Source organism: Halobacillus sp. AWM4_238, from assembly GCF_056158265.1.
In genome coordinates this window covers 3,807,638-3,831,091 of record NZ_JBSWSY010000002.1, presented here as the reverse complement: position 1 = coordinate 3,831,091, position 23,454 = coordinate 3,807,638, and the positions used below count along the sequence as shown (strand labels likewise).

At 44.1% G+C, this 23,454-nt stretch carries 25 protein-coding genes; 11 read left to right on the top strand and 14 right to left on the bottom strand.

Features of this window, described 5'->3' with window-relative positions:
- Position 1: 1 nt before the first annotated feature.
- Positions 2-922 (top strand): ketopantoate reductase family protein, encoded by a 921-nt coding sequence (locus ACXACN_RS19035; RefSeq protein ID WP_474966590.1) that lies wholly within the window; start codon positions 2-4, stop codon positions 920-922.
- Between the two features lie 32 nt (positions 923-954).
- Here ACXACN_RS19035 and ACXACN_RS19030 read toward each other — a convergent pair whose 3' ends face one another.
- From ACXACN_RS19030 to yfcC, 3 genes are all read right to left on the bottom strand, one after another.
- Positions 955-1,467 (bottom strand): M15 family metallopeptidase, encoded by a 513-nt coding sequence (locus ACXACN_RS19030; protein WP_474966588.1) that lies wholly within the window; start codon positions 1,465-1,467, stop codon positions 955-957.
- Positions 1,468-1,809: 342 nt separating this feature from the next.
- The gene (gene iadA, locus ACXACN_RS19025; protein WP_474966587.1) at positions 1,810-2,976 is read right to left on the bottom strand and encodes a beta-aspartyl-peptidase; all 1,167 of its coding nucleotides are present in this window, start codon (positions 2,974-2,976) and stop codon (positions 1,810-1,812) included.
- A gap of 25 nt (positions 2,977-3,001) precedes the next feature.
- Positions 3,002-4,498 carry a putative basic amino acid antiporter YfcC gene (gene yfcC, locus ACXACN_RS19020; protein ID WP_474966585.1) on the bottom strand — a complete coding sequence of 499 codons (1,497 nt, stop codon included), beginning with the start codon at positions 4,496-4,498 and terminating at the stop codon, positions 3,002-3,004.
- A gap of 156 nt (positions 4,499-4,654) precedes the next feature.
- Between yfcC and ACXACN_RS19015 the strand changes: the two genes are divergently transcribed.
- The 5 genes from ACXACN_RS19015 to ACXACN_RS18995 all read left to right on the top strand — a co-directional run bounded on the left by ACXACN_RS19015 (position 4,655) and on the right by ACXACN_RS18995 (position 9,526).
- Positions 4,655-6,673 (top strand): sigma 54-interacting transcriptional regulator, encoded by a 2,019-nt coding sequence (locus ACXACN_RS19015; protein WP_474966584.1) that lies wholly within the window; start codon positions 4,655-4,657, stop codon positions 6,671-6,673.
- Between the two features lie 66 nt (positions 6,674-6,739).
- Complete coding sequence (locus ACXACN_RS19010) at positions 6,740-7,375, top strand: hypothetical protein (protein WP_474966583.1); 636 nt, start codon at positions 6,740-6,742, stop codon at positions 7,373-7,375.
- 115 nt (positions 7,376-7,490) lie between these two features.
- Positions 7,491-7,682 (top strand): hypothetical protein, encoded by a 192-nt coding sequence (locus ACXACN_RS19005; RefSeq protein WP_474966581.1) that lies wholly within the window; start codon positions 7,491-7,493, stop codon positions 7,680-7,682.
- Positions 7,683-7,702: 20 nt separating this feature from the next.
- Complete coding sequence (locus ACXACN_RS19000; RefSeq protein WP_474966580.1) at positions 7,703-8,704, top strand: acrylyl-CoA reductase family protein; 1,002 nt, start codon at positions 7,703-7,705, stop codon at positions 8,702-8,704.
- A gap of 420 nt (positions 8,705-9,124) precedes the next feature.
- Positions 9,125-9,526, top strand: coding sequence for a hypothetical protein (locus tag ACXACN_RS18995; protein ID WP_474966579.1), 402 nt, complete (start codon positions 9,125-9,127; stop codon positions 9,524-9,526).
- 64 nt (positions 9,527-9,590) lie between these two features.
- On the opposite strand, the gene ACXACN_RS18990 is transcribed toward ACXACN_RS18995, so the two are convergent.
- From ACXACN_RS18990 to ACXACN_RS18980, 3 genes are all read right to left on the bottom strand, one after another.
- Positions 9,591-9,785 carry a YwbE family protein gene (locus ACXACN_RS18990; RefSeq protein WP_089651673.1) on the bottom strand — a complete coding sequence of 65 codons (195 nt, stop codon included), beginning with the start codon at positions 9,783-9,785 and terminating at the stop codon, positions 9,591-9,593.
- A gap of 632 nt (positions 9,786-10,417) precedes the next feature.
- Positions 10,418-10,630, bottom strand: a complete 213-nt coding sequence (locus tag ACXACN_RS18985; protein WP_474966577.1) for a DUF2188 domain-containing protein — start codon at positions 10,628-10,630, stop codon at positions 10,418-10,420.
- Between the two features lie 63 nt (positions 10,631-10,693).
- Positions 10,694-11,161, bottom strand: a complete 468-nt coding sequence (locus ACXACN_RS18980; protein WP_474966576.1) for a DUF2188 domain-containing protein — start codon at positions 11,159-11,161, stop codon at positions 10,694-10,696.
- A gap of 253 nt (positions 11,162-11,414) precedes the next feature.
- Between ACXACN_RS18980 and pxpB the strand changes: the two genes are divergently transcribed.
- The 5 genes from pxpB to ACXACN_RS18955 all read left to right on the top strand — a co-directional run bounded on the left by pxpB (position 11,415) and on the right by ACXACN_RS18955 (position 16,197).
- Entirely contained in the window at positions 11,415-12,125 is a 711-nt protein-coding gene (gene pxpB, locus ACXACN_RS18975) for a 5-oxoprolinase subunit PxpB (RefSeq protein ID WP_474966575.1), read from the top strand.
- A complete protein-coding gene (locus ACXACN_RS18970) occupies positions 12,125-13,126 on the top strand; it encodes a 5-oxoprolinase subunit C family protein (protein ID WP_474966573.1) in 1,002 nt (333 codons plus the stop codon). Before pxpB ends, ACXACN_RS18970 begins: the two co-directional genes overlap by 1 nt.
- A 12-nt stretch (positions 13,127-13,138) precedes the next feature.
- On the top strand, positions 13,139-13,912 hold the full coding sequence (locus ACXACN_RS18965; RefSeq protein WP_474966572.1) for a LamB/YcsF family protein: 774 nt from the start codon (positions 13,139-13,141) through the stop codon (positions 13,910-13,912).
- Between the two features lie 40 nt (positions 13,913-13,952).
- A complete protein-coding gene (locus ACXACN_RS18960) occupies positions 13,953-15,143 on the top strand; it encodes an NRAMP family divalent metal transporter (RefSeq protein ID WP_474966571.1) in 1,191 nt (396 codons plus the stop codon).
- A 391-nt stretch (positions 15,144-15,534) separates the two neighbouring features.
- Complete coding sequence (locus ACXACN_RS18955; RefSeq protein ID WP_474966569.1) at positions 15,535-16,197, top strand: O-methyltransferase; 663 nt, start codon at positions 15,535-15,537, stop codon at positions 16,195-16,197.
- A 36-nt stretch (positions 16,198-16,233) separates the two neighbouring features.
- Here the strand turns inward: ACXACN_RS18955 and ACXACN_RS18950 are convergent, their stop codons facing one another.
- From ACXACN_RS18950 to ACXACN_RS18915, 8 genes are all read right to left on the bottom strand, one after another.
- Positions 16,234-17,049, bottom strand: coding sequence for a protein phosphatase 2C domain-containing protein (locus ACXACN_RS18950; RefSeq protein WP_474966568.1), 816 nt, complete (start codon positions 17,047-17,049; stop codon positions 16,234-16,236).
- Positions 17,046-17,603: a GNAT family N-acetyltransferase gene (locus ACXACN_RS18945; protein WP_474966566.1), complete on the bottom strand. Its 558-nt coding sequence runs from the start codon at positions 17,601-17,603 to the stop codon at positions 17,046-17,048. The genes ACXACN_RS18950 and ACXACN_RS18945 overlap by 4 nt, the downstream gene beginning before the upstream one ends.
- Positions 17,604-17,705: 102 nt before the next feature.
- Positions 17,706-18,680, bottom strand: a complete 975-nt coding sequence (locus ACXACN_RS18940) for a quinone oxidoreductase family protein (protein WP_474966565.1) — start codon at positions 18,678-18,680, stop codon at positions 17,706-17,708.
- A gap of 11 nt (positions 18,681-18,691) precedes the next feature.
- Positions 18,692-19,477, bottom strand: a complete 786-nt coding sequence (locus tag ACXACN_RS18935) for an enoyl-CoA hydratase/isomerase family protein (RefSeq protein WP_474966563.1) — start codon at positions 19,475-19,477, stop codon at positions 18,692-18,694.
- A gap of 17 nt (positions 19,478-19,494) precedes the next feature.
- Entirely contained in the window at positions 19,495-21,255 is a 1,761-nt protein-coding gene (locus tag ACXACN_RS18930) for an acyl-CoA dehydrogenase family protein (protein WP_474966562.1), read from the bottom strand.
- Complete coding sequence (locus ACXACN_RS18925) at positions 21,236-21,979, bottom strand: 2-phosphosulfolactate phosphatase (protein WP_474966560.1); 744 nt, start codon at positions 21,977-21,979, stop codon at positions 21,236-21,238. The genes ACXACN_RS18930 and ACXACN_RS18925 overlap by 20 nt, the downstream gene beginning before the upstream one ends.
- Position 21,980: 1 nt before the next feature.
- Positions 21,981-23,042 carry a phosphotransferase family protein gene (locus ACXACN_RS18920; RefSeq protein ID WP_474966559.1) on the bottom strand — a complete coding sequence of 354 codons (1,062 nt, stop codon included), beginning with the start codon at positions 23,040-23,042 and terminating at the stop codon, positions 21,981-21,983.
- Positions 23,043-23,054: 12 nt separating this feature from the next.
- Positions 23,055-23,453, bottom strand: a complete 399-nt coding sequence (locus ACXACN_RS18915) for an acyl-CoA thioesterase (protein ID WP_474966557.1) — start codon at positions 23,451-23,453, stop codon at positions 23,055-23,057.
- Position 23,454: the final 1 nt, after the last annotated feature.

Below are 23,454 nucleotides of genomic sequence, written 5' to 3'. Positions count from 1 at the left end.
TATGAAAATCGTAGTCTTAGGAGCAGGAGCTTTAGGAGCCTATTTTGGAGCACGCTGGCAGGAAGCTGGACATGATGTCATTAATCTTGTCCGTGAAGGAAGAGCCGGACAGATCGAAAAAAACGGATTGAAACTACATAGCGAAATGGGCGATTACGAAGTTCCCGATCCAGTAATCGCTAGAAATCCAGAGGAAATTGAAAACCCAGACCTTGTTTTTCTGGCCGTCAAAGGCTACCACCTTCACGGGACTCTGGACTGGCTTAAAGCTCTAGTAAACAAAGGGGCTAAAGTGTATCCCGTTTTAAACGGTATGGAACACATCAGTATTTTACAGAAAGAATTGGGAGAGGAAGCTGTCATTGGTGGACTTTCCTACATCATTGCAACCCTTGATGAAGAAGGTCATGTTGTTCACACGAGTCCGTTTCATGACCTTGTATTTGGTCCGCTCCATACTTCCCAGCAAGCCATCTGTGAAGAACTTGCTCTTGCCTGCAACCAGGCGAATTTAAACGGAACGTTGAGCATGAATATTTTAGAAGACATGTGGAAGAAATACATGTTCATCACTGCTTTTTCTGGAATTACGACATCTGTCAATCAACCCATTGGTGTTGTGCGGAGTTACCCTCAAACCTTCCGTATTGCCGAGCGTATGCTTAAAGAAATGAAGGAGCTTGCGAACGCGCATCACATCAGTCTAACGGATGAACAAGTGAATCAGGCATTCGAGCGCTTACGCGGATTCGATCACGAAATGACCTCGTCCATGCATCAAGACAGACGAAAAGGGCTTCCTCTGGAAGTAGAGCACCTTCATGGAGGAGCTTTACGCTTAGGAAGTGAAGTCAATGTAAGCATGCCTTATATCGAAACCATTCATGCGATGATCAAGCCCTACGAAGAATACCAACAATGAAAAAGGTGCCCCATGGAGGGCACCTTTTTTATCTACTCTTTATCCGCATATTCATCAACTTTAGGACGCTTCCCTCTTTCTAACTCCCTTATGGATAATCCGAAATCCATCTGCAAGTGGGGGTAATCTTTGAAATTCTTCCAGTCGCCTCCCCACTCAAATCCAAGATCCTTAGCAACGTCTACAATTTCCAACCAATCCGATCGACCGTTACCATTCCCATCGTATTCTGTATCCCAAATGATCTGCCCATCTTGGTTTTCTAAGGCAAAATCGATGGCAAGGCCATAATTATGATAAGACTCTCCACCTCTTGCATACGTAACAATTTGCCCATCGGATGAACGGCCTTGTTCATATAACTGATCCTGTCGTTGAACAGAACGATGCCCTTCCGTAATGACAATGTTTATTCCTGCTCTCTCTACTTTTTCAACCAGTTGTTCTTTTCGCTTTTCTACTGTCGGGTGAAGGTTGGTGGGCATGGGAACATCTTTTTTATAGAACACACCTTGAGGAAGTTCCTTTTCTACTTGTGGGACCAAAAAGAGAAACACCAGAGCAACGATGCCGGCAAAATAGAAAAAGCCCTTGAGGTTAGTTAGAATCCGCACTTATACTTCCCTTCCATTCTATTAGTAATTAATTTGAGAATACCACACAGAACTCGTTAGAGAAACGAATAACTTTCTTTTCATAGTTTCCTATAGTATATTTACAAAAACATCCAATTTGGAGAGAGTTCAATGATATCCATCTACTTACTGCTACCAAACACAGGTACGTTCACAAACCAGGCCATCAAAGCATTTCCGATCTATCCATATCAACCTAGTCATAAGCAAAAGTAACCACCCCGGTCTACCCCAGGGTGGTTACTTTTCGGCTTATTCAAATGTTCCTTTAACTAAAGGTTCACCATTTCTAGCCATTTCCTTGCCTAATGCGATGACACGTGAAAGTTCCAATGACTCTGGATCCATCATGACGAGGTCTGCATCTTTGCCTTTTTCTAACTTGCCTTTCGTATAGAGCCCTAGAATAGAAGCCGGGTTGAGGGTGATAACCTTCAACGCATCTTCCAGGCTCACCTTATGTTCCAAGACTGCATCTCGAAAAGCCTCGTACAAGGAGGCGACCCTGCCTACTTTCAAGCCAATCAAATTACCTAATTCATCAAAATCCGGGAGGCTCCCCTGTGCGTCGGAAGTAAAGGTGATTTGTTCGACCGGCACTCCCTGATCAAGCATCCGTTTTAGGGCTTCACTGCTTTTCACTTCTCCGTCCTCTAAAAATTTCGGTATCGTACTCGTTGTAAAATCAACGTATCCTCCCTTTTTAGCGAATTGAATACCCGCCTCAAAAAGGTCAGGGTTTCGGTTGATGTGCGTCGGATAAAACTGTGTTATGGGTAGATCAGTCGTCTCAATGACTCTCTCTATAAGTTCTAATTTATCTGGACTATCTCCGACGTGCACGTTCACAATCCCTTTTTTCCCTGAAAGCATCCCGCCAATTCGGGATTCAGAAGCGATTTTAGCCATTTCTTCGACCGTAGGCTGGGAAGATCGGTGGTCTGATATCGCGATTTCTCCCGCCCCGATAATCAAATCAATCAATAGAATGTCGTCTTCTATGTTACCTGTCAATGTTTTCACAGGGACCTGATAGGAACCGGTGTGACAATAGCAAGTGATCCCTTCTTCTCTCAAGGCGCGGGCTTTAGCGACAAGGTTTGTCATGGTCCGGGTCGTGCCGTCTGTACCAATCACACCTACAAGGGTCGTCACTCCGCTTAAAGTCGCATCAGTGAGCATCAATTCTGGTGTGCGGGACCGGAAACTGCCTTCTCCGCCCCCTCCGGTAATATGAACATGACCATCGATAAACCCGGGGGCTAAAATCTCCCCTTTAGCCTCAATGACGTTCACTTGTTCACCGGTCAAGTCTATATGATCTTGGATATCTGCAATTCGTCCATCGGCAATCAGTACATCTTTTTCTCCTAAAAACTCAGGAGCATATACGGTTGCCTGTTTTATTAGAGTGATCAAATCTCATACCTCCTGTGTTCTTGCATTAATTAAAATTGATGATAACAGCAACGATGATAAAAACAGATGCGAGTCCGAAGAGGATCAACTGGAATTTAAAGATAAAACGAAACCAGTTGGACCAATCCAGTCTTGCCGCTCCTAGTGTACCCATAAGGGCTGCAGATGTAGGTACGATGATGTTCGTCAAACCGTCTCCCAGTTGGAAAGCAAGTACGGCTACCTGTCTCGTTACCCCCGCAATATCAGCTAGCGGGGCCATCAATGGCATCGTCAGAGCAGCCTGACCTGATCCTGATACAACAAAAAAGTTGAAGACCGATTGAAATAAGAACATCAACCAGGCTGAGATGACCTCAGGAACGCCCTCGAACAGCTGCCCCGCTGAATGAAGAACGGTATTCAGGACAGAAGCTGATGCTGGATCGTCTCCCCCTAATATGATGATGATCCCTTTAGCCATCCCTACGACCAATGCAGCCGGCAACAAATCCTTCGCCCCTTGAGCAAATCCTTCTGCAATATCATTGACTCTCATATTATTCAATTTAAAGATGACGCCGATGATTCCCGCAACAAGACCTATCGTAAAGAACTGACTCGCAATTTCCGGTATATAATAGGCATGTTGAATCACTCCCCAAATGATCCACGCTATCCCCAGGACAACGGTCAAAATAACAAGCACGTGTCCCAATTTGAAATTGACCTTCAAGTCTTTTTGCTCAAAGTCATCCCTGAAATATTGATCGGATTCATAAGCTAGTGATCGGGTCGGATCTTTCTTTACAGAACTGGCATATTTCCACGTATAAAAAGTACCAATAGCTGTAAAAACAATCCACATGGTAAACCGGAACGGTGTTCCTGATAGGACAGGTACGTCTGAAACCCCTTGGGCAATCGCTACACCAAATGGATTCATCCAGGACGTCGCAAACCCAATTTGTGTGGCTACATAAGTAATCATGATTCCTGTAATGGCATCATAACCAAGCGCCACCACAAGAGGCACAAGAATCATAGCGAAAGCGATGGCTTCTTCTCCCATTCCGAAGACAGCTCCGCCCAGGGAAAATAGGAAGAACATGATTGGAATGATCATCACTTCTTTCCCCTTCGTTCGATCGATGACGGAAAGAATGCCTTCTTCGACAGCCCTCGTTTTCATGATAATCCCAAAGGCACCTCCGATAATCAAGATAAAAGCGACGACTCCGACTGCAGACCCCCACTTATCTCCTGAAACTAAACCTTCAAATACATAATTTAATAAACCAGCTCCTCCGAATGGTTCAAATAAACTTGTCCCTTGCTGAGCATTTTCTTCAGCCACTGAAAAGCTATCCGGAACCAGAACGGTCCTTGTTTCTTCTGAGCCTGAATTGTCATACGTCACTTCTTTGGTTTCAAATGTCCCAGCAGGTATTAAATAAGTTAACAGAGCTGCGAATAGGACAACGAAAAAGATAATGACATACGTATGAGGCATCTCAAACTTCTTTTTCCGCTTTTTGTCCATTTGTTTTCCCCCTTAATGATCCTTCTCCTATACTACTTGCAAGTTTCATGCCAAAAACATTTTCTGAAAATTCCCGCTCAAAAAAGGGTATCTACCTATTATAGGTTTTAATTGGGTGTTATAATATTAACCAATAAGAGCCAAAAGGGTGGTAAGATGAAATACCAATTAACCTTGATAACAGGAACGAAAGAAACAAAAGCGACACTTCACGAACAGCTGGAAGACATTTTAGGTGAGTTCATTCATATTAAAAGCTATGCCGTTGACGAATATGTCCCTGATCAAGTCAGCGATGATTTAATCATATTTTCTTCCTATTTAGTTGAAAAAGAAGCCGCTCCCTATATTGCCCCGGGATCACCACGTAAAACAGCCATTCGTACAATCAATTACCAACACATCGAGCGCTTGTTAGAACTAGAAGAAGGAACCTCCGTCCTGTGTGTCAACGACACGTCCGAAATGGCGGAAGAGACGATCGATACTTTAAAAAAGATGGGGATGGACCACCTCTCCTTCACTGCTTATTATCCAGGACAAAGGAATACCTATGACCTATCGACCGCCATTACTCCTGGTGAAGGGATACTTGCTCCCACGACAGTAGAGAAAATCATCGATATCGGCGTCCGCCTGATCGATATTACTACATTGATTGAAATTCTCGATCACTTCCATTTAAAAGAAGAGCTTGGCGGAATGATATCGAACCGTTACACAGGAAAAATTATTGAGTTAAGCAAGAAACTATCAGAAATGAACAAGCAAACCGAGCTTTTGAACCAGCACCTTCAACAGGTGGTCGACGGAGTGAACGATGGCGTGATGGCGATTGACTCTGACCAAAAAGTAACGGTGTTCAACCCATTCATCGAAAAATACAGTGGGCTCACACACAAGCACGCCATGGGAAAGTCCGTTCATCAATTGTTCAAGGACCCAAAGCTACTAGAATTTATAACGACCCCTCAGGATGAAGGCATGTACTTTTCTTTAAATGGCTACAATCTTATGATCTACCGGGTCCAGTGGGAGGAAAGCGACAATGTGATTTTCATTTTCAAAAACTCAGATGAAACCATCACCATGGAAAAAGCAGCCCGAAAGCAATTGTTGAAAACGGGCTATATTGCGAAGTACACATTCGAAGATATCATCGGAAGCAGCCCAGCGATTCAAAAAGCGAAAACCATCGGATTCAAGCTTGCGAAAACTCCCCTTCCCGTTTTAATTCACGGGGAAAGCGGCACAGGTAAGGAACTGTTCGCCCATGCGATCCACCATGAATCCGACCGCCTCTATGAACCATTTCTCGCTGTGAATTTCAGCGCCCTCCCCGAAGACTTACTGGAAAGTGAACTGTTCGGTTATGAAGAAGGAGCTTTTACAGGTGCAAAAAAAGGAGGAAAGAAAGGACTCTTTGAGCAAGCGGATGGCGGAACCATTTTCCTTGATGAAATTGGAGATATCAGTTTGAAGCTGCAAGCGCGTCTGTTGCGTGTGATCCAAGAGATGGAAATTCGCAAGATCGGAGGCTCCAAGACCATCCCCATCAACGTACGAATCATTGCTGCTACGAACAAGGATCTGCTCGAGCTGATCGATCAAGGAAAATTTAGAGAAGACCTTTACCACAGGCTAAAAGTTCTTTACGTGGCTGTCCCTCCACTAAGAGAACGAAAAACAGACATCCCCTCCCTTGTGGAGCAATTTTTACTGGAAAACCACACGCCTAATAAAGGGTTGGGCAAAGGTCTGATTGGAGCTTTGATGAGCTACGACTGGTTCGGAAACATTCGTGAATTAAAAAATACAATATCTTATCTTCTCACGGTTTCAGAAGGAGACATAATTACGACCAATGATCTTCCCGGTGAAGATTTTTTCCAGAAACCGAAAAAAAACACGAAGCAGGGAACAACCAGCCTTGTGGATGATCAAGTGAATAAAAAAGTTTTATCGATCGTGTTGTCATTGAATGAATCGATGATCAATGCAAGTCGTAAAAAAATCTATGAACAACTCTCTAGAGAAGATTCCAATCCTTTATCAGAACAACAGATTCGCAGAGTGCTGGAAAAGTTAAAAGAACGAGGATTCGTTACAATCAAACGCGGGCGGGCAGGCACTCAGATTACCGAAGCCGGAGCCAATTACATCCACCAAGAGTAATGTTCTCCTCTTGATAGAATGATATACTAGTGGAGATTCGACAAAATCAGGAAGAGAGGCAAGACGATGGGACTACAAAGCAGAAATTCCAGTAAAACATTCTATGAGTTATTCATGGTCGCCCTAGCCGCCCTGTCCGTCGCAACGATTTGGCAGCAAACCGGCTACAATAGCGTCATCGTGTGGACGACATGGTCCATCTTCTTCCTTGACTTCCTTTATCGTTTATATAGGGCCGAGAGCAAATGGGGTTTCATTAAAAAACACCCTTTCATCGTAATCGCCGCTATTCCACTTGATGCTATTTTTCAGTTTGCAAGATTTGCAAGAATCCTTCATCTGTTGAGGCTGAAGTCTATTACAAAGTATTATACGATGCCCTTCATCCGCTTCCTTAAAAAACAGCATCTCCTCACGGTCACAGGCGCCACCTTCATTCTTGTGTTCCTTTTGATTATTCCTTTAAATTTGCTTGAAAATGAATTGGACAGTTATGGAGACGCTTGGATTAGCGCCATCCTTTCCCTCACCTTTTTTGGGAGATCTGGATTTGAACCAGAAACGACCGCGGGACATATCATTATCGTTGCTTTCACTATTCTCGGAGTCATCATACACGGACTGGTCATCAGCACGACGTTTGATTATTTGATGCGTACCCCGCTGTTTCAATCCATTAAAAGCAAATTCACCGATAAATAAAAGCCGCCCTAATATGGCCGGCTTTTTTTCATGTTTCTTACGAAGGATCCAACGTTTAACTCCTGATATAAAAAGGAATTATATTCGAGATACCCATTTTCTGGAGGTGAAAGCAATGGCTGATCAAAAACGAAACAAAGTAACTGAAAGTGATCAAAGCTTCCAAGAAAAACTAAAAAAAGAACGCTTGATAGATGGCATTCCTGATCAGGAAGTAAAAAAGGAAGAACAAGAACAGGAAAAAGGAAGAAAATCCAAACAAGACTCCATTACGGAAGAAGATTACGATGAGGACCTTCGTCCTTAATCATAAAATGAGGTGAAACATTGACAAGATTCAAAGCATATAAAATCGATCAAACAGAAGAAGGAGTAGAAGGTTCAATACAAAAACTTTCCTATTCGGACTTGCCTTCTGAAGATGTATTAATTAAAGTCCACTATTCCAGCATCAACTACAAAGATGCGATGGTTTCCCAGCCGGAAAACCCGCTCGTCAAAGATTATCCAATCATACCAGGCATTGATTTGGCCGGAGAAGTGGTGCGTTCATCTGTAGAATCGTTTAAAAAGGGCGATGCCGTCATCGCTACCAGTTATGAAATCGGCGTCAACCATCATGGTGGATATAGTGAATACGCAAGCATCCCTGCCGAATGGGTCGTCCCTCTTCCAGAAGGTTTAACGACAGAAGAAGCGATGATTTATGGTACCGCTGGTTTTACCGCCGCCCTGTCACTTCATCGATTAGAAGAAAACGGACTGACACCTGAACAGGGCCCTGTACTTGTAACCGGAGCTTCCGGGGGTGTCGGCAGTATTGAGGTTGCCATGCTTGCCAAGAGAGGCTATACCGTACACGCCAGCACGGGTAGCCCCGAACACGAAGAATACTTAAAAGATCTGGGCGCTTCTAAGGTCATCTCTCGAGAAGAGGTTTATGACGGAAAACTCCAAGCCATAGCAAGCGGACGTTGGGCTGGGGCTGTCGATTCTGTAGGAGGAGAACAACTCGCCGCCCTTCTTAGTCAATTGATGTACGGAGGCGGTGCAGCTATAAGCGGATTAACAGGAGGAACGAAGATTCCCACACAGGTTTACCCTTTTATCTTACGGGGTATTAGTCTTATTGGTATTGATTCCGTTAATTGCCCAATGAACCAAAGGAAAAAAGTGTGGCATCGGATGGCTAATGACTTAAAAATCAAGGAGGTCTTCGACCGGATTAAAGTTGTCCATACTCTAAACGAAGTTCCTGAAACCCTCGAAAATATTCTACAAGGAAAAACTCGCGGTCGGTCGATTGTGAAACTTACAAATGAACGGTAGTATAACAAAACGTACACTATTGACATCTACGGATGTAGAGTTTATAATGTTTTGATAGTGCCTTCTTGAGAAGGTAACTCGGAAAAGAAAAGAGTGATTTGTATGAGACTGGCATTCTGCTACGTTTTGATACAACTTAATCACACTGGATCAGCTTCGGAGCTGTAAGGATGCAATAGAGGTAGGGATTGCGTCGTTTAAGTTGCCAAAAACTACCATGTAGAATTTTTAACCGCGGCATTAACATGGACAAAGTTCCACAATACTTGTGATAAGCACAAGTAGGTAAAACTTGATATTTTCCGAAAGTATACAAAGCGAGAAGGACTGCAGTCCTTCTCGCTTTTCCAATTTACATAGGTTTAAAGAGGATATTTCATGGTAATATAAGCCTTAGATATATAGAAGGAGGCTTACTCAATGTCTCGTTACCTAGAACGGATGGAACCTGAAGATGTCCGCTTTCTTATGGACGTGTCTGAATTCAAAACTTTCGTATTAGAAATGCTCGGTGAAGCTCAGCATTTAGTCAACTTACAGATCAACTACGATCTTCTGAAAGAACCTGAAGGGGACACGCTTATCCGGCCTTTGGTCGAACTCAATGAAAACAGTAAGTTCACCGGAAAAGATCACCACACATTGCTCGAGACCGGTTTTTCCATTGATCATGAGCCTTTCGACAACGGAGACTATGCCATGGAGCAAATTTTCGGTACAGATTACACCATCCTCGCGGTTACAGAAGATGAAGATGGTGCTTTTTTCACGATTGAAATGCCTTATAGAATTTTTGAAAAGCAGATGAGTCCATTTAAATAAATTTTTATACAGAAGAGCCCATGTTTTGCACATGGGCTCCTTGACGTTACTTAAAAACTGAGGGTTAAGAATGTATGTTTTTCACTCGACCAACTTGACCGTCTTCCAGTCGTACTTTTATTCCGTGGGGATGATTTGGGGACTTCGTCAGAATATCCTTCACTTTCCCGCTTGTCAGCGCACCTGTTCGTTGGTCTTTTTTCAGGACGATGTCTACTTCTGCCCCTATTTTAATGTCACTTCTTTTTTGTCCATTCATTTTGGAACCTCCACATTCAGTCTACTCCGTATTCTATCACACTTCCCTATCCCATCACCCTTATTCAACCAAAGCTCCCTTTAGCGGAAGACTCAGCTTCGAGATGTTCCCGGGGTTCGTTTGCCGTGTTGGGCGCCAGGGGTGGTTGGGAAGCAACTCGCTTTCCTGCGGGAGTCTCGCAGCTTCCCAACCATCCCTTTCATAGTAAGGAGAAACGAACCCCTATACCTAAAGGAAGTGTCTCCCATTTCCCCTCTTAAGGCAGGCATAAAGCGCTCTGTATCAAGATTATAGATTCTGTATGACCGCTGTGGAGTGGTTATATGATCCACTTTTCTCAATCATCAAAGCTGATTTTCCCAGAAGTGATTTCGAGAGTCTCCCATGGCAAAGGGGCGGAGGGAAACGGTGAGACTCCTGTGGGAAGTGCGTGGTAGATGAGACCCCGCAGAGAGTTAGCTCGAGGAGGCTCATCACTCGCCCACGGAAAGCGAACCTTTTCCCGGAGCCCCTAACCCCCACAAAAGTCTCGAAATCGAGTCTTCAAGAATCCTGCCATTTTGTTTAATATTGCTTTATCTATTAAAGACATAAAAAAAGCACTCGCTTTGGAGTGCTTTTTTTATGTGTGATTAGCTGCTGTAGTTGTAATGATTTTGAATTTTACCTTCTTTAGTATGGATGACCGCAGAAGTCCCTTTGTTTTGGGCAATTTCTTTTGCACGATCAATCGCATCCTGTTTGTTTTCGTAAACTTTCGTCGGTTGTTCAGCACCTTCTGCTTTTACTGCCCAGCCATCTTCATGAGAAACTACATGTTCAGCTTGATTTCTACTTTCAGCCACTTTGAATTCCTCCTTGAATTTTTATTATATAAGCTATATAACCAGCTAGGATTAGATATAAACCTAAGATTCTCCATCCATTGACATTTTTTCCTTAATACTACCATCTTTTTTATGAATCACTACTTGCGTTCCTTTATTTTTGGCGATCTCTTTCGCTCGTTCAATGGCCTCTTGTTTATTATCAAAAACATTGGACGGTTGTTTTGCCTTTTCCGTTTTCACTGCCCATCCTTCACCGTGTGCGACTACATGCTGTCCTTTTTCCAAAAGTTCTGGACGACTCTCTCCCTTTGGTCCTTCTCCATCCCTTGTTTTCAAGTTTTTATCGCTCATTTGCTTCACAGAATTGATTTCTTTTTCATCTGCATTTTCATACCATTCTTTTGCCTGTTCTGTAGCGATCGGAATGGCCTGTCCTTCTTTATACCCTTCATCAATCATAGCATTCGCAATGGCAATCGCTTTTTTTCGGATTGGTGTCTCTAAGTTTTTAAGAGAGCTTGGATAATCGTCCGTATCCCACGGCATTTCATTGTCCTCCTTATTGATTCATTTTGTGTTATATTTCCTGCTATAAAGGGTTATTAAACCAATGGGGTCCTTGGTCGAATTGAAAGAGCAGAAAAAATAGGATACGATATTAACGTCGATAAGTTAGAAAAAATGACATACGGTGAAATATTCTGATTGAAACTACGGCTGGTTTACACAAAAATGTTTACACCCTTTCATCTTTCAGGGGCTTATCATCACCATTTTATTATGCATAGGAGGTATTTTTTTGAATATAAGCATTCATCCTCTTGGAGATCAGGCGCTCCTTGTTGATTTTGGACAATCTATAAATGAGGAAACCAATCAACAGGTACGTCAAGCTGCTGCAAAATTAGATGAACAAAAGCCTGACTGGATGATTGAATACATCCCAGCTTTTACTACTCTAACCATTCTCTACAACCCCTATTACATAGCTAAACAAACGCGTTCGCAAGATACCCTCCCCTACGAGTGGGCAAGGAAAAAAGTACACGCATTATTATCCCAGGCCTCTTCCTATCAATTTGACGAAAGAACGATAGAAATTCCTGTGTGTTACGGAGGAGAATTGGGACCAGATCTCTCCTTTGTCGCTTCACACAATAGCATGAGCGAAGAAGAAGTGATAGAAACGCACATGAAGGGGAACTATCTTGTGTATATGATAGGATTCGCACCAGGTTTTCCTTATATAGGAGGCATGGATAAAAACATTGCCGCACCACGTCGCGACAATCCCAGGCTCTCGATCCCTTCAGGCTCCGTTGGAATTGCAGGAGAGCAAACAGGAGTATATCCTATCGAAACTCCAGGTGGATGGCAGTTAATCGGACAAACCCCACTTAAACTCTTTGAACCAGACAAAGACCACCCTTCTCTCCTTCAATCGGGAGACCGCATTCGTTTTACTCGTATTGATAAAGCGGAATTTGATCAATGTAAGGAGGGGAACTAATGATTTCGGTATTAAAATCAGGATTGATGACAACCATCCAAGATACAGGCCGGTTTGGCTATCAAAAGGATGGAGTCATTGTCAGTGGAGCCATGGATCAACAGGCCCACCGAATCGCAAACCTCCTCGTCGGAAATTCTCCCGATGCAGCTACGATGGAAATTACGCTCATGGGACCTGTCCTTGAATTTCAAGAGGATGCCTACATTTCAATTTGTGGTGGTAACCTTACGCCGATGATCGATGGTGACAGTGTTTCCATGTGGAAGCCTTTGTTCATAAAAAAAGGAAGCGAACTTCGTTTCGGTCAACCCAAGAAAGGGTTCAGAACCTACCTTTCCATTGCAGGAGGATTTCAGGTACCGAAGATTATGGGGAGCTCGTCCACCTATCTGCGCGCAGGCTTGGGTGGTTTCAATGGACGAACATTAGAAAAAGGGGACCAACTCCGTTTGGAACATCGTGATTCCCAATCTGTTCATTTAGAAAAACTAGCAAAAACTGCAGAAAAGTCTCAGTCTTTTAAAGAAGCGTCCTGGTTTGTCGGTACGGAATTCACCGATTACATGAAGAACGATCAGCCGATCAGAGTCATGCCCGGCCGTGAATTTGACTTATTCACAAAGCAAAGCCAAGAACATTTTTTTAACGAGGCATTTCAAATTGATTCAAAATCAGATCGGATGGGCTACCGCTTAAACGGAACGATCCTACATCTTGACAATAAGAAAGATATCGTTTCAGAAGCTGTCACATTCGGCACCATTCAAGTGCCTCCTGACGGGAATCCAATTCTATTGTTAGCGGATCACCAGACTACAGGTGGCTACCCGAAAATTGGACAAGTGGTTTCCATTGATTTGCCGAAAATCGCACAAATGCGTCCTGGAGAGGAAATCCGTTTCTCATGGATCACCCATGAAGAAGCTCAACACCTCCTATTAGAAAAAGAAAGTAATTTAAAACAATTACAAAGAGGAATAGAAACGAAACTTCGTTAAGGAGGAGATTCCATGCATATGGTCGATTTGAATTGTGATATGGGAGAAAGTTTTGGTCGCTATACCATCGGCCGCGACGAAGAAATTTTAAAATACGTAACGTCCGCCAACATCGCATGCGGTTATCACGCTGGTGATCCATCCACTATGAGAAAAACAGTTCAGATGGCATTGGAGCATAACGTTGGACTCGGCGCCCATCCAGGGCTGCCAGATCTAGCTGGCTTCGGACGACGACCTATGGATATTTCTGAAGAAGAAGCCTATGATATGGTTGTCTATCAAATCGGAGCACTCAAGGGGTTTGCGGATACCGAAGGAGCTCGTTTACAACACGTCAAGCCTCACGGTGCCCTGTTTAACATGGCTGCAAAAGATCCAGTGTTGGCCCGTGCCATTTCCAAAGCCGTTTACGATGTGGACCCAGAACTCATTCTCTTTGGTCTGGCAGGAAGTGAACTCGTAAAAGCCGGACACGAACAAGGACTGAAGACAGCCAATGAAGTTTTCTCAGATCGTACCTATCAAAATGATGGATCTCTTACTTCCCGGAGAGAACCGAACGCGCTTATCACTGATCACAAGCAGGCCGTAGAACAAGTCATTCGTATGATTAAAGAAAACAAAGTTCGGACCATCCAGGAAACCGATATTGATATTGATGTTCAAACCATCTGTATCCATGGTGACGGAGCGAGCGCCATCGATTTTGCCAATTACATTACAAAAGCTTTGAAAGAATCGGATATCACCCTTCAATCTATCGGGGATTTCATTCAAAGATAAGCAAACCATAGAACAATACACACAGCAAAGGAGCTACTCCATGAAGGAACAATCTACAAGAAGTCTCCTGTTAGGAGCCGCTTTCCTGATGGCGACATCCGCCATTGGTCCTGGCTTTCTAACACAAACGACTCACTTCACTCAACAACTTGCAGCTAGTTTTGGATTCGTCATCTTAATTTCCATTATTATAGATATCGGGGCCCAACTGAATATCTGGCGGATCATTGCCATATCAGAAAAACCAGCCCAGGACATCGCCAACAGCCTCCTCCCCGGCCTTGGAGTATTTTTATCTGTGCTCATTGTCGCCGGTGGATTGGCCTTTAATATTGGAAACATTGCAGGGGCAGGCCTTGGTACCAATGTTCTTTTCGGAATCTCCCCTGAAATGGGTGCATTATTCAGCGGCATTGTAGCTGTCGCCGTATTTCTTGTTCGAGAAGCTGGTAAAGTCATGGATCGTTTCGCACAAATTGCGGGATTCATCATGATTGCATTAACGATTTTCGTTATGTTCTCAGCTCAACCTCCTGTTGGGGAAGCCGTCACGAAAACTTTCGTCCCTGATACGATCGATTTCCTTGCGATTATCACGCTCGTAGGGGGAACCGTTGGAGGATATATAACCTTCGCAGGTGGGCACCGCCTCCTAGACGCTGGCGTAAAAGGGAAAGAAGCACTTCCGCAAGTCACGAAAAGTTCCGTGTCGGCCATCGGAATTGCTTCTGTCATGAGAATTTTCCTTTTCCTTGCTTCCTTAGGCGTTGTAGCTTCAGGCTTCACACTGAACCCTGAAAACCCACCAGCATCTGTTTTCCAGGCAGCCGCAGGAAATGTCGGATACAAAATCTTTGGTGTCATCATGTGGGCCGCTGCCGTAACTTCTGTAGTAGGAGCCGCTTATACATCCGTTTCATTCATTCGTACATTCAGTAAAACCATCAACAAACATCACAAGTGGTTCATTGTCGCATTTATTGTCATTTCAACGACCGTGTTCGTTTCTGTAGGAAAACCTGTAAAAGTATTGATCCTTGTTGGATCGTTAAATGGTTTGATCCTACCTATTGCGTTGGGTGTCATGTTGATAGCCGCGTATAAACAAAAAATCGTCGGGGATTACAAACACCCTCTATGGTTGACTATCTTCGGAGTCCTTATCGTCATTGCCATGTCCTACATGGGCGGCATGTCCCTCATCCAGGGAATACCAAGACTCTTCAGTTAACCTCCCAAAGAGCTCAGGCCAACTGAGCTCCTTTTTTTCGTGTTTCCTTTATCTCCGTCCAGTCCATTCCCGCTGATCGAGGCGCCTCCACACATATGGATAGGGGTCTACCCATCCCTCGCAGCTCCTTGCCATATAAGTATCTTGAAACAAAGACTATCAAATGACAGAGAACCACGACTAACGCACAGATATTAGAGGTGTACATCCACTACCCAACCAACCCTGCCGCTCAACATAGCAGCGAACTCCAGTAATACTCGAAACCACGTCTTAAACAAGACTGCTCCATCATTTAATAAAGAACTGTTTATAAGAAGTAGCTTTTCGCTCGTATTTTTAATGAAGGAAGATTACACTAGAATCAACTTGTTCATAAGGAGTGGTTTGGTTGAGTAATTTGAATACCTGGAAGCAAGTGGATCAGTATTTTGTTGATCAGTTAATCTCCTCAGATCCTGTCATGGAGAGTGTGCTAAAAGCAAACGAAGAAGCAGGACTCCCTTCCATTGACGTGTCGGCAACCCAAGGGAAGATGCTGCAGCTGTTTGTGAAAATGAAAGCGGCGAAAAATGTATTGGAAATTGGTACACTCGGCGGATACAGCACGATCTGGATGGCGAAAGCCCTGCCTGAAGATGGCCAGATCACAACTCTAGAATTCAATCCGAAACATGCGGAAGTTGCAACCGGGAACATGGAAAAGGCAGAAGTGAGAGATAAGATAGAGGTAATTGTCGGACCCGCGCTAGAATCCCTGCCTACCTTGGAGGGACGTGAACCCTACGATTTCATTTTCATCGATGCTGATAAAAATAATAACCCCCACTACATTCAAGAAGTCATGAAGTTATCCAGACCTGGAACGACGATCTTAGTGGATAATGTGGTCCGGGATGGAAAAGTACTTGATTCAGAAAGCACCGACAAGAGTATTGTCGGCATCCGGAAAATGTTCGATTTATTAAAAAACCACCCACACCTTGATTCCACAGCCTTTCAAACGGTTGGAAGCAAAGGGTATGACGGGTTTGTCCTGGCTGTCGTAACATGAGCAACCAAAACTAAGTGTACCTTAAACAAGGTACACTTAGTTCAGTTTAATCCACACAGCTGTTCTGTCATCTATATGGAGGTCATGTTTTTTCAAGTAGTCGGTCAACTCATCAATATAGGGTTCCAACCCTACTTCACGAATGTTACGAAAGGTTTCTTCTAGGGTAAGCTGTGGATGAAAAAGACCATCAGAGATCAGTAATAGGCTTCGGATCCCTTTTCTATCTATGACGCCTCTATCTATGTAGTCCATCACTTCAGGCATTCCATTCGCGACCGTATACCCACCTTCCACATTCGCGAGCCGTCGATTATAACGAAGTTGGTTCATTCGTATATCAAAGTAGCTTTCGGGAGGGAGTTTTTCCCCACGCTTTCGAGCTTCGGTACGTTTTTGCTTCGCCCTTCCGCTAATCCCCTTTACAGAGTCTTTGGTAACGACAGCAACCTTTCCATGCTCATCCTCTACAAGAATCATAGAGTCTCCCAGCTGAACATAATGAATGTGTTCATCCATGACTTCAACTGCGGCCACACATGTGGACCAGCGTTCCTCTCCGAAATCTGTCTTTACAGAGTACCTTTCCATCTCTTGTTTCAGATGGAGGTTCGCCTCTTCTACTGCTCTTGTTAATCCTTCTCCACCCTTTAACCCTTCTAATTGATCTTTGAAAATTTGCGCGGCAAGATATGCTCCATTATGACCTGCTTCGTCCGCAAAACAGACGAGGGGAGTAGCTCCGTCTAAAACGCCATAAATGCAAGCCTGCTCGTTCATTACATAGGCATCTTCACATTCCTTTTTAACCGGGCTCTTTTTTTGAATTTGTTGAACAGACGTGATGGTCAAGTGACATCCTCCTTCTTCATCCATTCCTCTTTTAACATGCCATAAACGACATGGTCCGTATATTCGTCATAGAGACGCGCTGCCTGCCGAATAACACCTTCCTGCTTGAAACCCAATCGCTCCGGTACTCCCCGACTCTTTTTATTTTCAGATGCCGCCCGAATCTCAATACGGTTCATACCCAGATTTTCAAATGCATAGTCGAACAGGGCTCGGCAGGAACGTGTAAGCAGTCCTTTTCCCTTGTAATCGGCTCCCATCCAGTAGCCGATGCTTGTAACTTTGTTCTTTTCATCCAATTCATGAAAGTCCACCACGCCTGCAAGGTTTCCTTGATAAAGAATACAAACGGTCAGACCGTTGTTTTCTGCATACCTGCGCAAACTCATCTTTATGTAGTTTCTCGTATCTTCAACTTCATTCGTAAAATGGATCCAAGGCAGCCACGTCTTTATGTGGTCCCTGGAACGATCCGAGAGGGCAAATAACTCTTCCGCGTCACGGTGGTCAATCAATTTAAGTGATAAATCTTTATCGATTCTGTGTTCAAACATTGGTCTTCTCCCCCTTTTTATCTGTGACCACTTGTATTCGACAAAATCCTCTCTTCTTCCTGCAAAAAAATACGACAGAACAAGTCTGCCGCACTTTTCATGTTATGGCTTCAAGACAAGCTTTCCTTTTGTCTTCCTTCCTTGCATGACCTCATGCACATGAGCCGCTTCTTCCAATTGAAACACTCCGCCTACAGTCAACTTCAGTTCACCGGTCGTTACCATTTTCAATAAATGATTCAAGCTTTTTTCAAAAAGGACGGGTTTCTTCATAATCTGTGGCAAAAAGAATCCGATCACTGATAAATTCCGATTCATGAGTCCTGATGGATACATTTGAGCAGACTCTCCGCTTGCCACTCCATAAACAACCACTCTCCCGAATGCTCTCATACATTTGACGGTCTCGTGAAAAATATCTCCTCCCGCCATTTCGAGCGCAACATCGACTCCTCGCCCATCAGTGGCCTCGAGGACTTCTTCACGCCAATTGGCATTCGTATAATTAATAGCATGATTCGCTCCTAAATCCCGGGCTAACTTCAGCTTTTCGTCCGAGCTTGCTGTCGCGATGACATTTCCAGCGCCGAAATGTTTAGCAAGCTGAACGGCAAGCGAACCAACTCCACCGGCCGCTGCATGAACAAGAACAGTTTCTCCTTTCTCCAACCTTCCCATAGTTGTGAGAATATGATAAGCGGTTAGACCTTGTAAGGGTAAAGCAACAGCCGCTTCATCAGTAACCTCATTCGGAATAGGAATCAAAGTGCTTTCTTTCGTCTTCACATATTCCGCATAGCCACCTGATCCGATAAGAGTGACGGCACGGTCTCCTTTAGAAACACGGTTCACCCCTTCGCCAACTTCTTCCACTACTCCGGCTACTTCCGCACCAGGAATAAAAGGAAGAGGTGTGGGTACAACATACGCCCCCTCACGCCTTGCTGTGTCCGCATAATTCACTCCAATGGCATGAACCTTGAGGAGAACTTCTCCCTCCTCAAGCTCTGGACGGTCGACATCCACTTCTTCCAATACGGAAGGTCCTCCATATTCTTTAAACTGAATCGCTCTCATTGTATTCCTCCTTATTTCCCTACGAAATTAGGTTTTCGCTTTTCTTTAAATGCTTGCACGCCTTCTTTATGATCTTCCGTTGAGATCATCATGGTCTGTGTCATTCTCTCTTGCTCAAGAATCGCAGCTAAGTCTGAGCGTTCAGCCTGATCAACGATCTTTTTCATCATCCCCATCGCTCTACCCGGACCTTTTGAAAGAGCAAGGGCATAGTTCATCGCCTCTTCTTCTAAAGAAGTTAGTGGTATGACACGATTGACAAGTCCCCATTCAGCTGCGGTCTCAACAGGAATGGGTTCTGCACGGAATAGCAATTCTTTCGTCCGGTAAGGACCCAACAATCTAGATAAGAAGTAATGGCCTCCACCGTCCGCCACGAGTCCAACTTGTGCAAAACTGAGAACGAACTTACTCTCTTCTCCTGCGAGAATCTGGTCACAGGCAAGGGCGAGGTTGAATCCGGCTCCCGCTGCATACCCATGCACGACAGCCACCACCGGCTTAGCTAAATCTTTGATCTTTAAAATCAATTGATTAAGTTCTCCGACGTGATCGTACAATTGTTGGGCATCACCCGTCCCCATAGATTTCACATCTCCACCAGCTGAAAAAGACCGACCGGCCCCTGAAAGAACCACAACTTTCACTTCATCATTACGTTCCGCTTCAGCTAATGCTCCCTGCAATCCCAAAATCATTTGATCTGAAAAAGCATTCAAGGCATCCGGTCTGTTCAGCACACAAGACATGACTGGTCCTTTAATGTCGACAGTTAAGTGATCATTTCCTAATTTCATTTCTATCATCTCCTTTTTTATGATACAAACTGACCTGCTGCAATCATTCGGTTGGCAAGCTCACGGTTTCTTTCTATCGATCCTTCCCACTGATATTCACTCAATAGTGCGGGAATATGACGTAACGTTTGAACCCGTTCCTCCCCTTTTAAAAGAGTGGACAGGAGTTGTGAAATCGAACATTGTACGTTTAAAGTAGAGTGCTCGATTAATGTATAGGTCATCATCTCCTTTAATGGAAGGTTTGGATCTTTCGATTGTGCTGCTTTTCTTGTCCGCAAAACCGCTGACTCGACACGATAGATTTCAATCGCAAGATCAGCGAGCTTCATTAAAATTTCCTGTTCTTCCTGAATGCCTTTTCCGTACATGCGATAAGCAGCACCTGCAGATACGAGATACAAATCCTTAAGTAAAGCAACAGCTTCCTGCCTTGGATCAGGGCGTTTAAAACCACCGTTTTTCAAAGAATGTTCCGCTTTTCCCATTAAAGATGCGGCGTCGAATTCTCCTTTCGCTGCTTTTTGTAGAAAGGCACCCGGTATCAATAGACGGTTAATTTCATTAGTGCCTTCAAAAATCCGGTTGATTCTAGAATCCCGATACGCCTGTTCAATCGGATATTCTTTAATAAATCCAGCTCCTCCATGCAACTGCAAAGCCTCATCGACTATCTCATCCAGCGTTTCAGACCCAGTAACCTTACAAATCGCCGCTTCGAGTTTATGCTCATTCATCGCTTTAGCTGTGGCTAAACGATCCTCAGAATCATAGTGACTATAAAGCGAAGCTTCTATATGGCCGGCCGTTCGATAAAGTAAAGATTCTGTGCCATAGATTTGTGCAGCCATCCTGGCGAGTTTCTCCTTCGTTACAGGAAATTCTGCAATACTTCTATTAAACTGTCTCCTTTCTCTTACATGTGTGAGGGCTAACTGAAAGCTGTACTTAGCTGCTCCCATTGTGGCAAATCCTAAATTGAAACGTCCTAAATTCAGTACGTTAAGAGCAATCAGATGTCCTTTACCAACATCTCCAAGCAGGTTTTCAACCGGCACCTCACAATCTTCCATGACTACTGAACATGTAGAGGAACCTCTAATGCCCATCTTCTTTTCTTCAGGTCCGATTGAAAGGCCGGGAAAATCCTTCTCCACGATAAATGCGGTAAAATGTTCTCCGTCCACTTTCGCGTAGACAATAAACGTATCAGAGAAAGCCGCATTGGTTATATAAATCTTTGTCCCATTTAATAGATAGTGAGATTCTGTATCATTAAGGACAGCGGTCGTTTTAGCGGAAAGGGCATCTGATCCGGCTTCAGGCTCTGTTAGACAATAAGCTCCTATGTACTCTCCTGATGCGAGCTTGGGCAAATACCTTTCTTTTTGCTGCTTATTGCCAAAATAGGTGATGGGTAATGTAGCGATACACGTATGGTTGGAATGGGCAACACTATAGCCACTTGCATTTCCCAAGGCCTCACCAACGATCCCTTTACTGATTTTATCTAACCCTAAACCCCCATAGTTCTCCGGAATACTGTGACCAAGAAGCCCTAATTCTCCAGCTTGGCGCATCTTTTTCGCTACGAAATCAAAATCTCCGTTTTCAATACGTTCCCTATTCGGGTGGATTTCCCGGGTAATAAATTGTCGAGCAGTGGAAGCTATCATTTTATGCTCATCTGTCCGATCCTCCGGTGTGAACACAGACTCCTCGGATACTTCCGAAAATAAGAACTCACCGCCACGAATGTTATGCTGAACTGGTTGCATTATTTTCCTCCTTGATTTGTCCGCTTTCACGGTCATACGTTAGTATCGAATCGAATAAACCTTCCTCAGCAACAAAGTCAATTTCTTTCGGATCAAGCCCAGCGTTTACAAGCAATTTTCCTATCCTGCAGTTCCTTAATAATTCCTTTCCAGCACCACACCCTTCGTAAAATCCGAGTGCCGTGACAGCCGCGTCGGAGAGCTCCCAATTTCCCTTCTGTTGCATGTGATAGATTAAACTGCCTACGCCATAAAAATCTTCAACCGTATATTTTCCACTTGAACCTGCACAAATAAGAACGACATGGTCTCCTTTATGGCGCTCTGCCATATGCACAGCCATCGCTGGATTGTTCAAGAGTGAAGATGCATAAAGAGAGGAAGCAAGCCTTGATTGGTGTAAAGCCACCGTCCCATTTGTCGTCGTCAAAATTAAGTGCTTATTCTTTATGATTGACTTTAAGTGGGTTCTTAGCGGTGGGAGGAAACCGTCAATCCTTCTCCCTTTATCTTCACCGGCCATGACGAAAGGATCGTTGAATTGTTCCGCTTTTTTCCGGGCTTCTTCCGCACTGAACACAGGGATGACACTGGATGCACCATCCGCGATAGCCGCTGTGATCGTTGAGGTAGCGAATAAGACATCAAAGACAACGACGACTTTCCCTTTCAGCTCTTCCGGCTGTATATCTTCTTTCTTAAAGATGACCTGGACTTCTCCCATACTATAGACCTGCTGTTTCTTCCGCATGACGGATGAGTTGGTTGACGAAAACATGCATTCCTGAGAATCTTGGATCCTCTGTTTGTCCTTTTTTGTAGCGGTAATAGATTTGCTGGACAATCCCGGCCAGTTTGAAATAAGCGAAGGTCAAGTAATAATCGATATCTTCTACATTACGACCACTCTTTTCAGCATAGCGGTGAATGAATTCACCTCTTGTATAGAACCCCTCACGAACCGTGAGCGGCGGCTTCCCTAGTCCTGTCTTCAGAAGTTCCGGGTCGTCTTTTTGAATCCAATAGCTCATAGCAGCACCAACATCGGCCATAGGATCACCGACGGTCGTCATTTCCCAGTCAAACAAACCTACCATCTCAGAAGGATCATCTTTACTGAACATGGCATTATTCAACTTATAGTCGTAATGAATGATGGATACATCATTGGAAGTGGGAATATGATCCGCCAACCACTTTTTCAAACGCTCTCCCGAAACCACATCGTCCGTTCTCGCTTTTTCATAACGTTGTATCCACCCGTGCACTTGTCTCTCCATAAAACCTTCTGGCTTGACCATCTGTTTCAAGGAAGTATCCCGATAATCCAGGGAATGAAGTTCTGCGAGACGGTCGACCATCGTTTCTGATAGTTGTCTCCCCAGTTCCTCCGTCGGTTCCACCCCATCTGGGAAAGTGTGATCAAAAACAAGACCCTCTCTGCGTTCCATGAGAAAAAAAGGCCGTCCGATCAGATGGCCAGATTCATAGAGATAGGGTTTCGGTGCTAAAGGATAGACCGGATGTAACGATTGTAGAACTTTAAATTCACGTTCCATATCGTGCGCCTTGGGAGCCACCGGCCCCATTGGCGGGCGACGTAAGACCGCTTTCCACTCCTTCCCCACCGACAGTTCATAGGTCAAGTTGGAATGACCCGCGCCGAACTGCCTGATCTGCATGTCTCCTGTAGGAATTTCTAAATTCTCCCTCAAATAACGCTCGATCTTATCTCCATCAAGTTCCTCCCCTTGACGGACAGGTCTAGTATCTTCTGTATAAACCATGAAGGACCTCCCTTAATTAGCTGCCAGTTGATAGGATGATAAAGACTCTTTCATCTCTGGTGTCAATGCGATACTTTTTTGCTGCTCAAAGTCAAATTGAACAATGACCGACAAGCCTTTGGCGACAAGCTCTCCCGATTCTTTTTCGTACATGTCCTGCTCTAAATGAAAGCTGGAATTTCCAACTTTTACGACATGACTCTGAATCAAAAGCGTCTGATTAAAATACACCTGCTTAATGAAATCACATTTGGTCGAAGCAAGAATGAAGTTCCAATCGTCTCCTACCAGCGCTAAGTCATTAAAAAATCGAATACGTGCATCCTCCATATAGACAAAGAAATTATTGTTGTTCACGTGCCCCAATAAATCGGTTTCACAAAACCTGACGTTCACTTCCATTTCATGCATT

Excerpts from the sequence above, each read along its gene's own strand:
- ACXACN_RS19035 (WP_474966590.1), top strand. The coding sequence starts at position 2 with ATGAAAATCGTAGTCTTAGGAGCAGGAGCTTTAGGAGCCTATTTTGGA.
- yfcC (WP_474966585.1), bottom strand. The coding sequence starts at position 4,498 with ATGGACAAAAAGCGGAAAAAGAAGTTTGAGATGCCTCATACGTATGTC.
- ACXACN_RS19015 (WP_474966584.1), top strand. The coding sequence starts at position 4,655 with ATGAAATACCAATTAACCTTGATAACAGGAACGAAAGAAACAAAAGCG.
- ACXACN_RS19010 (WP_474966583.1), top strand. The coding sequence starts at position 6,740 with ATGGGACTACAAAGCAGAAATTCCAGTAAAACATTCTATGAGTTATTC.
- ACXACN_RS19005 (WP_474966581.1), top strand. The coding sequence starts at position 7,491 with ATGGCTGATCAAAAACGAAACAAAGTAACTGAAAGTGATCAAAGCTTC.
- ACXACN_RS18995 (WP_474966579.1), top strand. The coding sequence starts at position 9,125 with ATGTCTCGTTACCTAGAACGGATGGAACCTGAAGATGTCCGCTTTCTT.
- ACXACN_RS18990 (WP_089651673.1), bottom strand. The coding sequence starts at position 9,785 with ATGAATGGACAAAAAAGAAGTGACATTAAAATAGGGGCAGAAGTAGAC.
- ACXACN_RS18980 (WP_474966576.1), bottom strand. The coding sequence starts at position 11,161 with ATGCCGTGGGATACGGACGATTATCCAAGCTCTCTTAAAAACTTAGAG.
- ACXACN_RS18970 (WP_474966573.1), top strand. The coding sequence starts at position 12,125 with ATGATTTCGGTATTAAAATCAGGATTGATGACAACCATCCAAGATACA.
- ACXACN_RS18965 (WP_474966572.1), top strand. The coding sequence starts at position 13,139 with ATGCATATGGTCGATTTGAATTGTGATATGGGAGAAAGTTTTGGTCGC.
- ACXACN_RS18960 (WP_474966571.1), top strand. The coding sequence starts at position 13,953 with ATGAAGGAACAATCTACAAGAAGTCTCCTGTTAGGAGCCGCTTTCCTG.
- ACXACN_RS18945 (WP_474966566.1), bottom strand. The coding sequence starts at position 17,603 with ATGTTTGAACACAGAATCGATAAAGATTTATCACTTAAATTGATTGAC.
- ACXACN_RS18940 (WP_474966565.1), bottom strand. The coding sequence starts at position 18,680 with ATGAGAGCGATTCAGTTTAAAGAATATGGAGGACCTTCCGTATTGGAA.
- ACXACN_RS18935 (WP_474966563.1), bottom strand. The coding sequence starts at position 19,477 with ATGAAATTAGGAAATGATCACTTAACTGTCGACATTAAAGGACCAGTC.
- ACXACN_RS18930 (WP_474966562.1), bottom strand. The coding sequence starts at position 21,255 with ATGCAACCAGTTCAGCATAACATTCGTGGCGGTGAGTTCTTATTTTCG.
- ACXACN_RS18925 (WP_474966560.1), bottom strand. The coding sequence starts at position 21,979 with ATGGGAGAAGTCCAGGTCATCTTTAAGAAAGAAGATATACAGCCGGAA.
- ACXACN_RS18920 (WP_474966559.1), bottom strand. The coding sequence starts at position 23,042 with ATGGTTTATACAGAAGATACTAGACCTGTCCGTCAAGGGGAGGAACTT.
- ACXACN_RS18915 (WP_474966557.1), bottom strand. The coding sequence starts at position 23,453 with ATGCATGAAATGGAAGTGAACGTCAGGTTTTGTGAAACCGATTTATTG.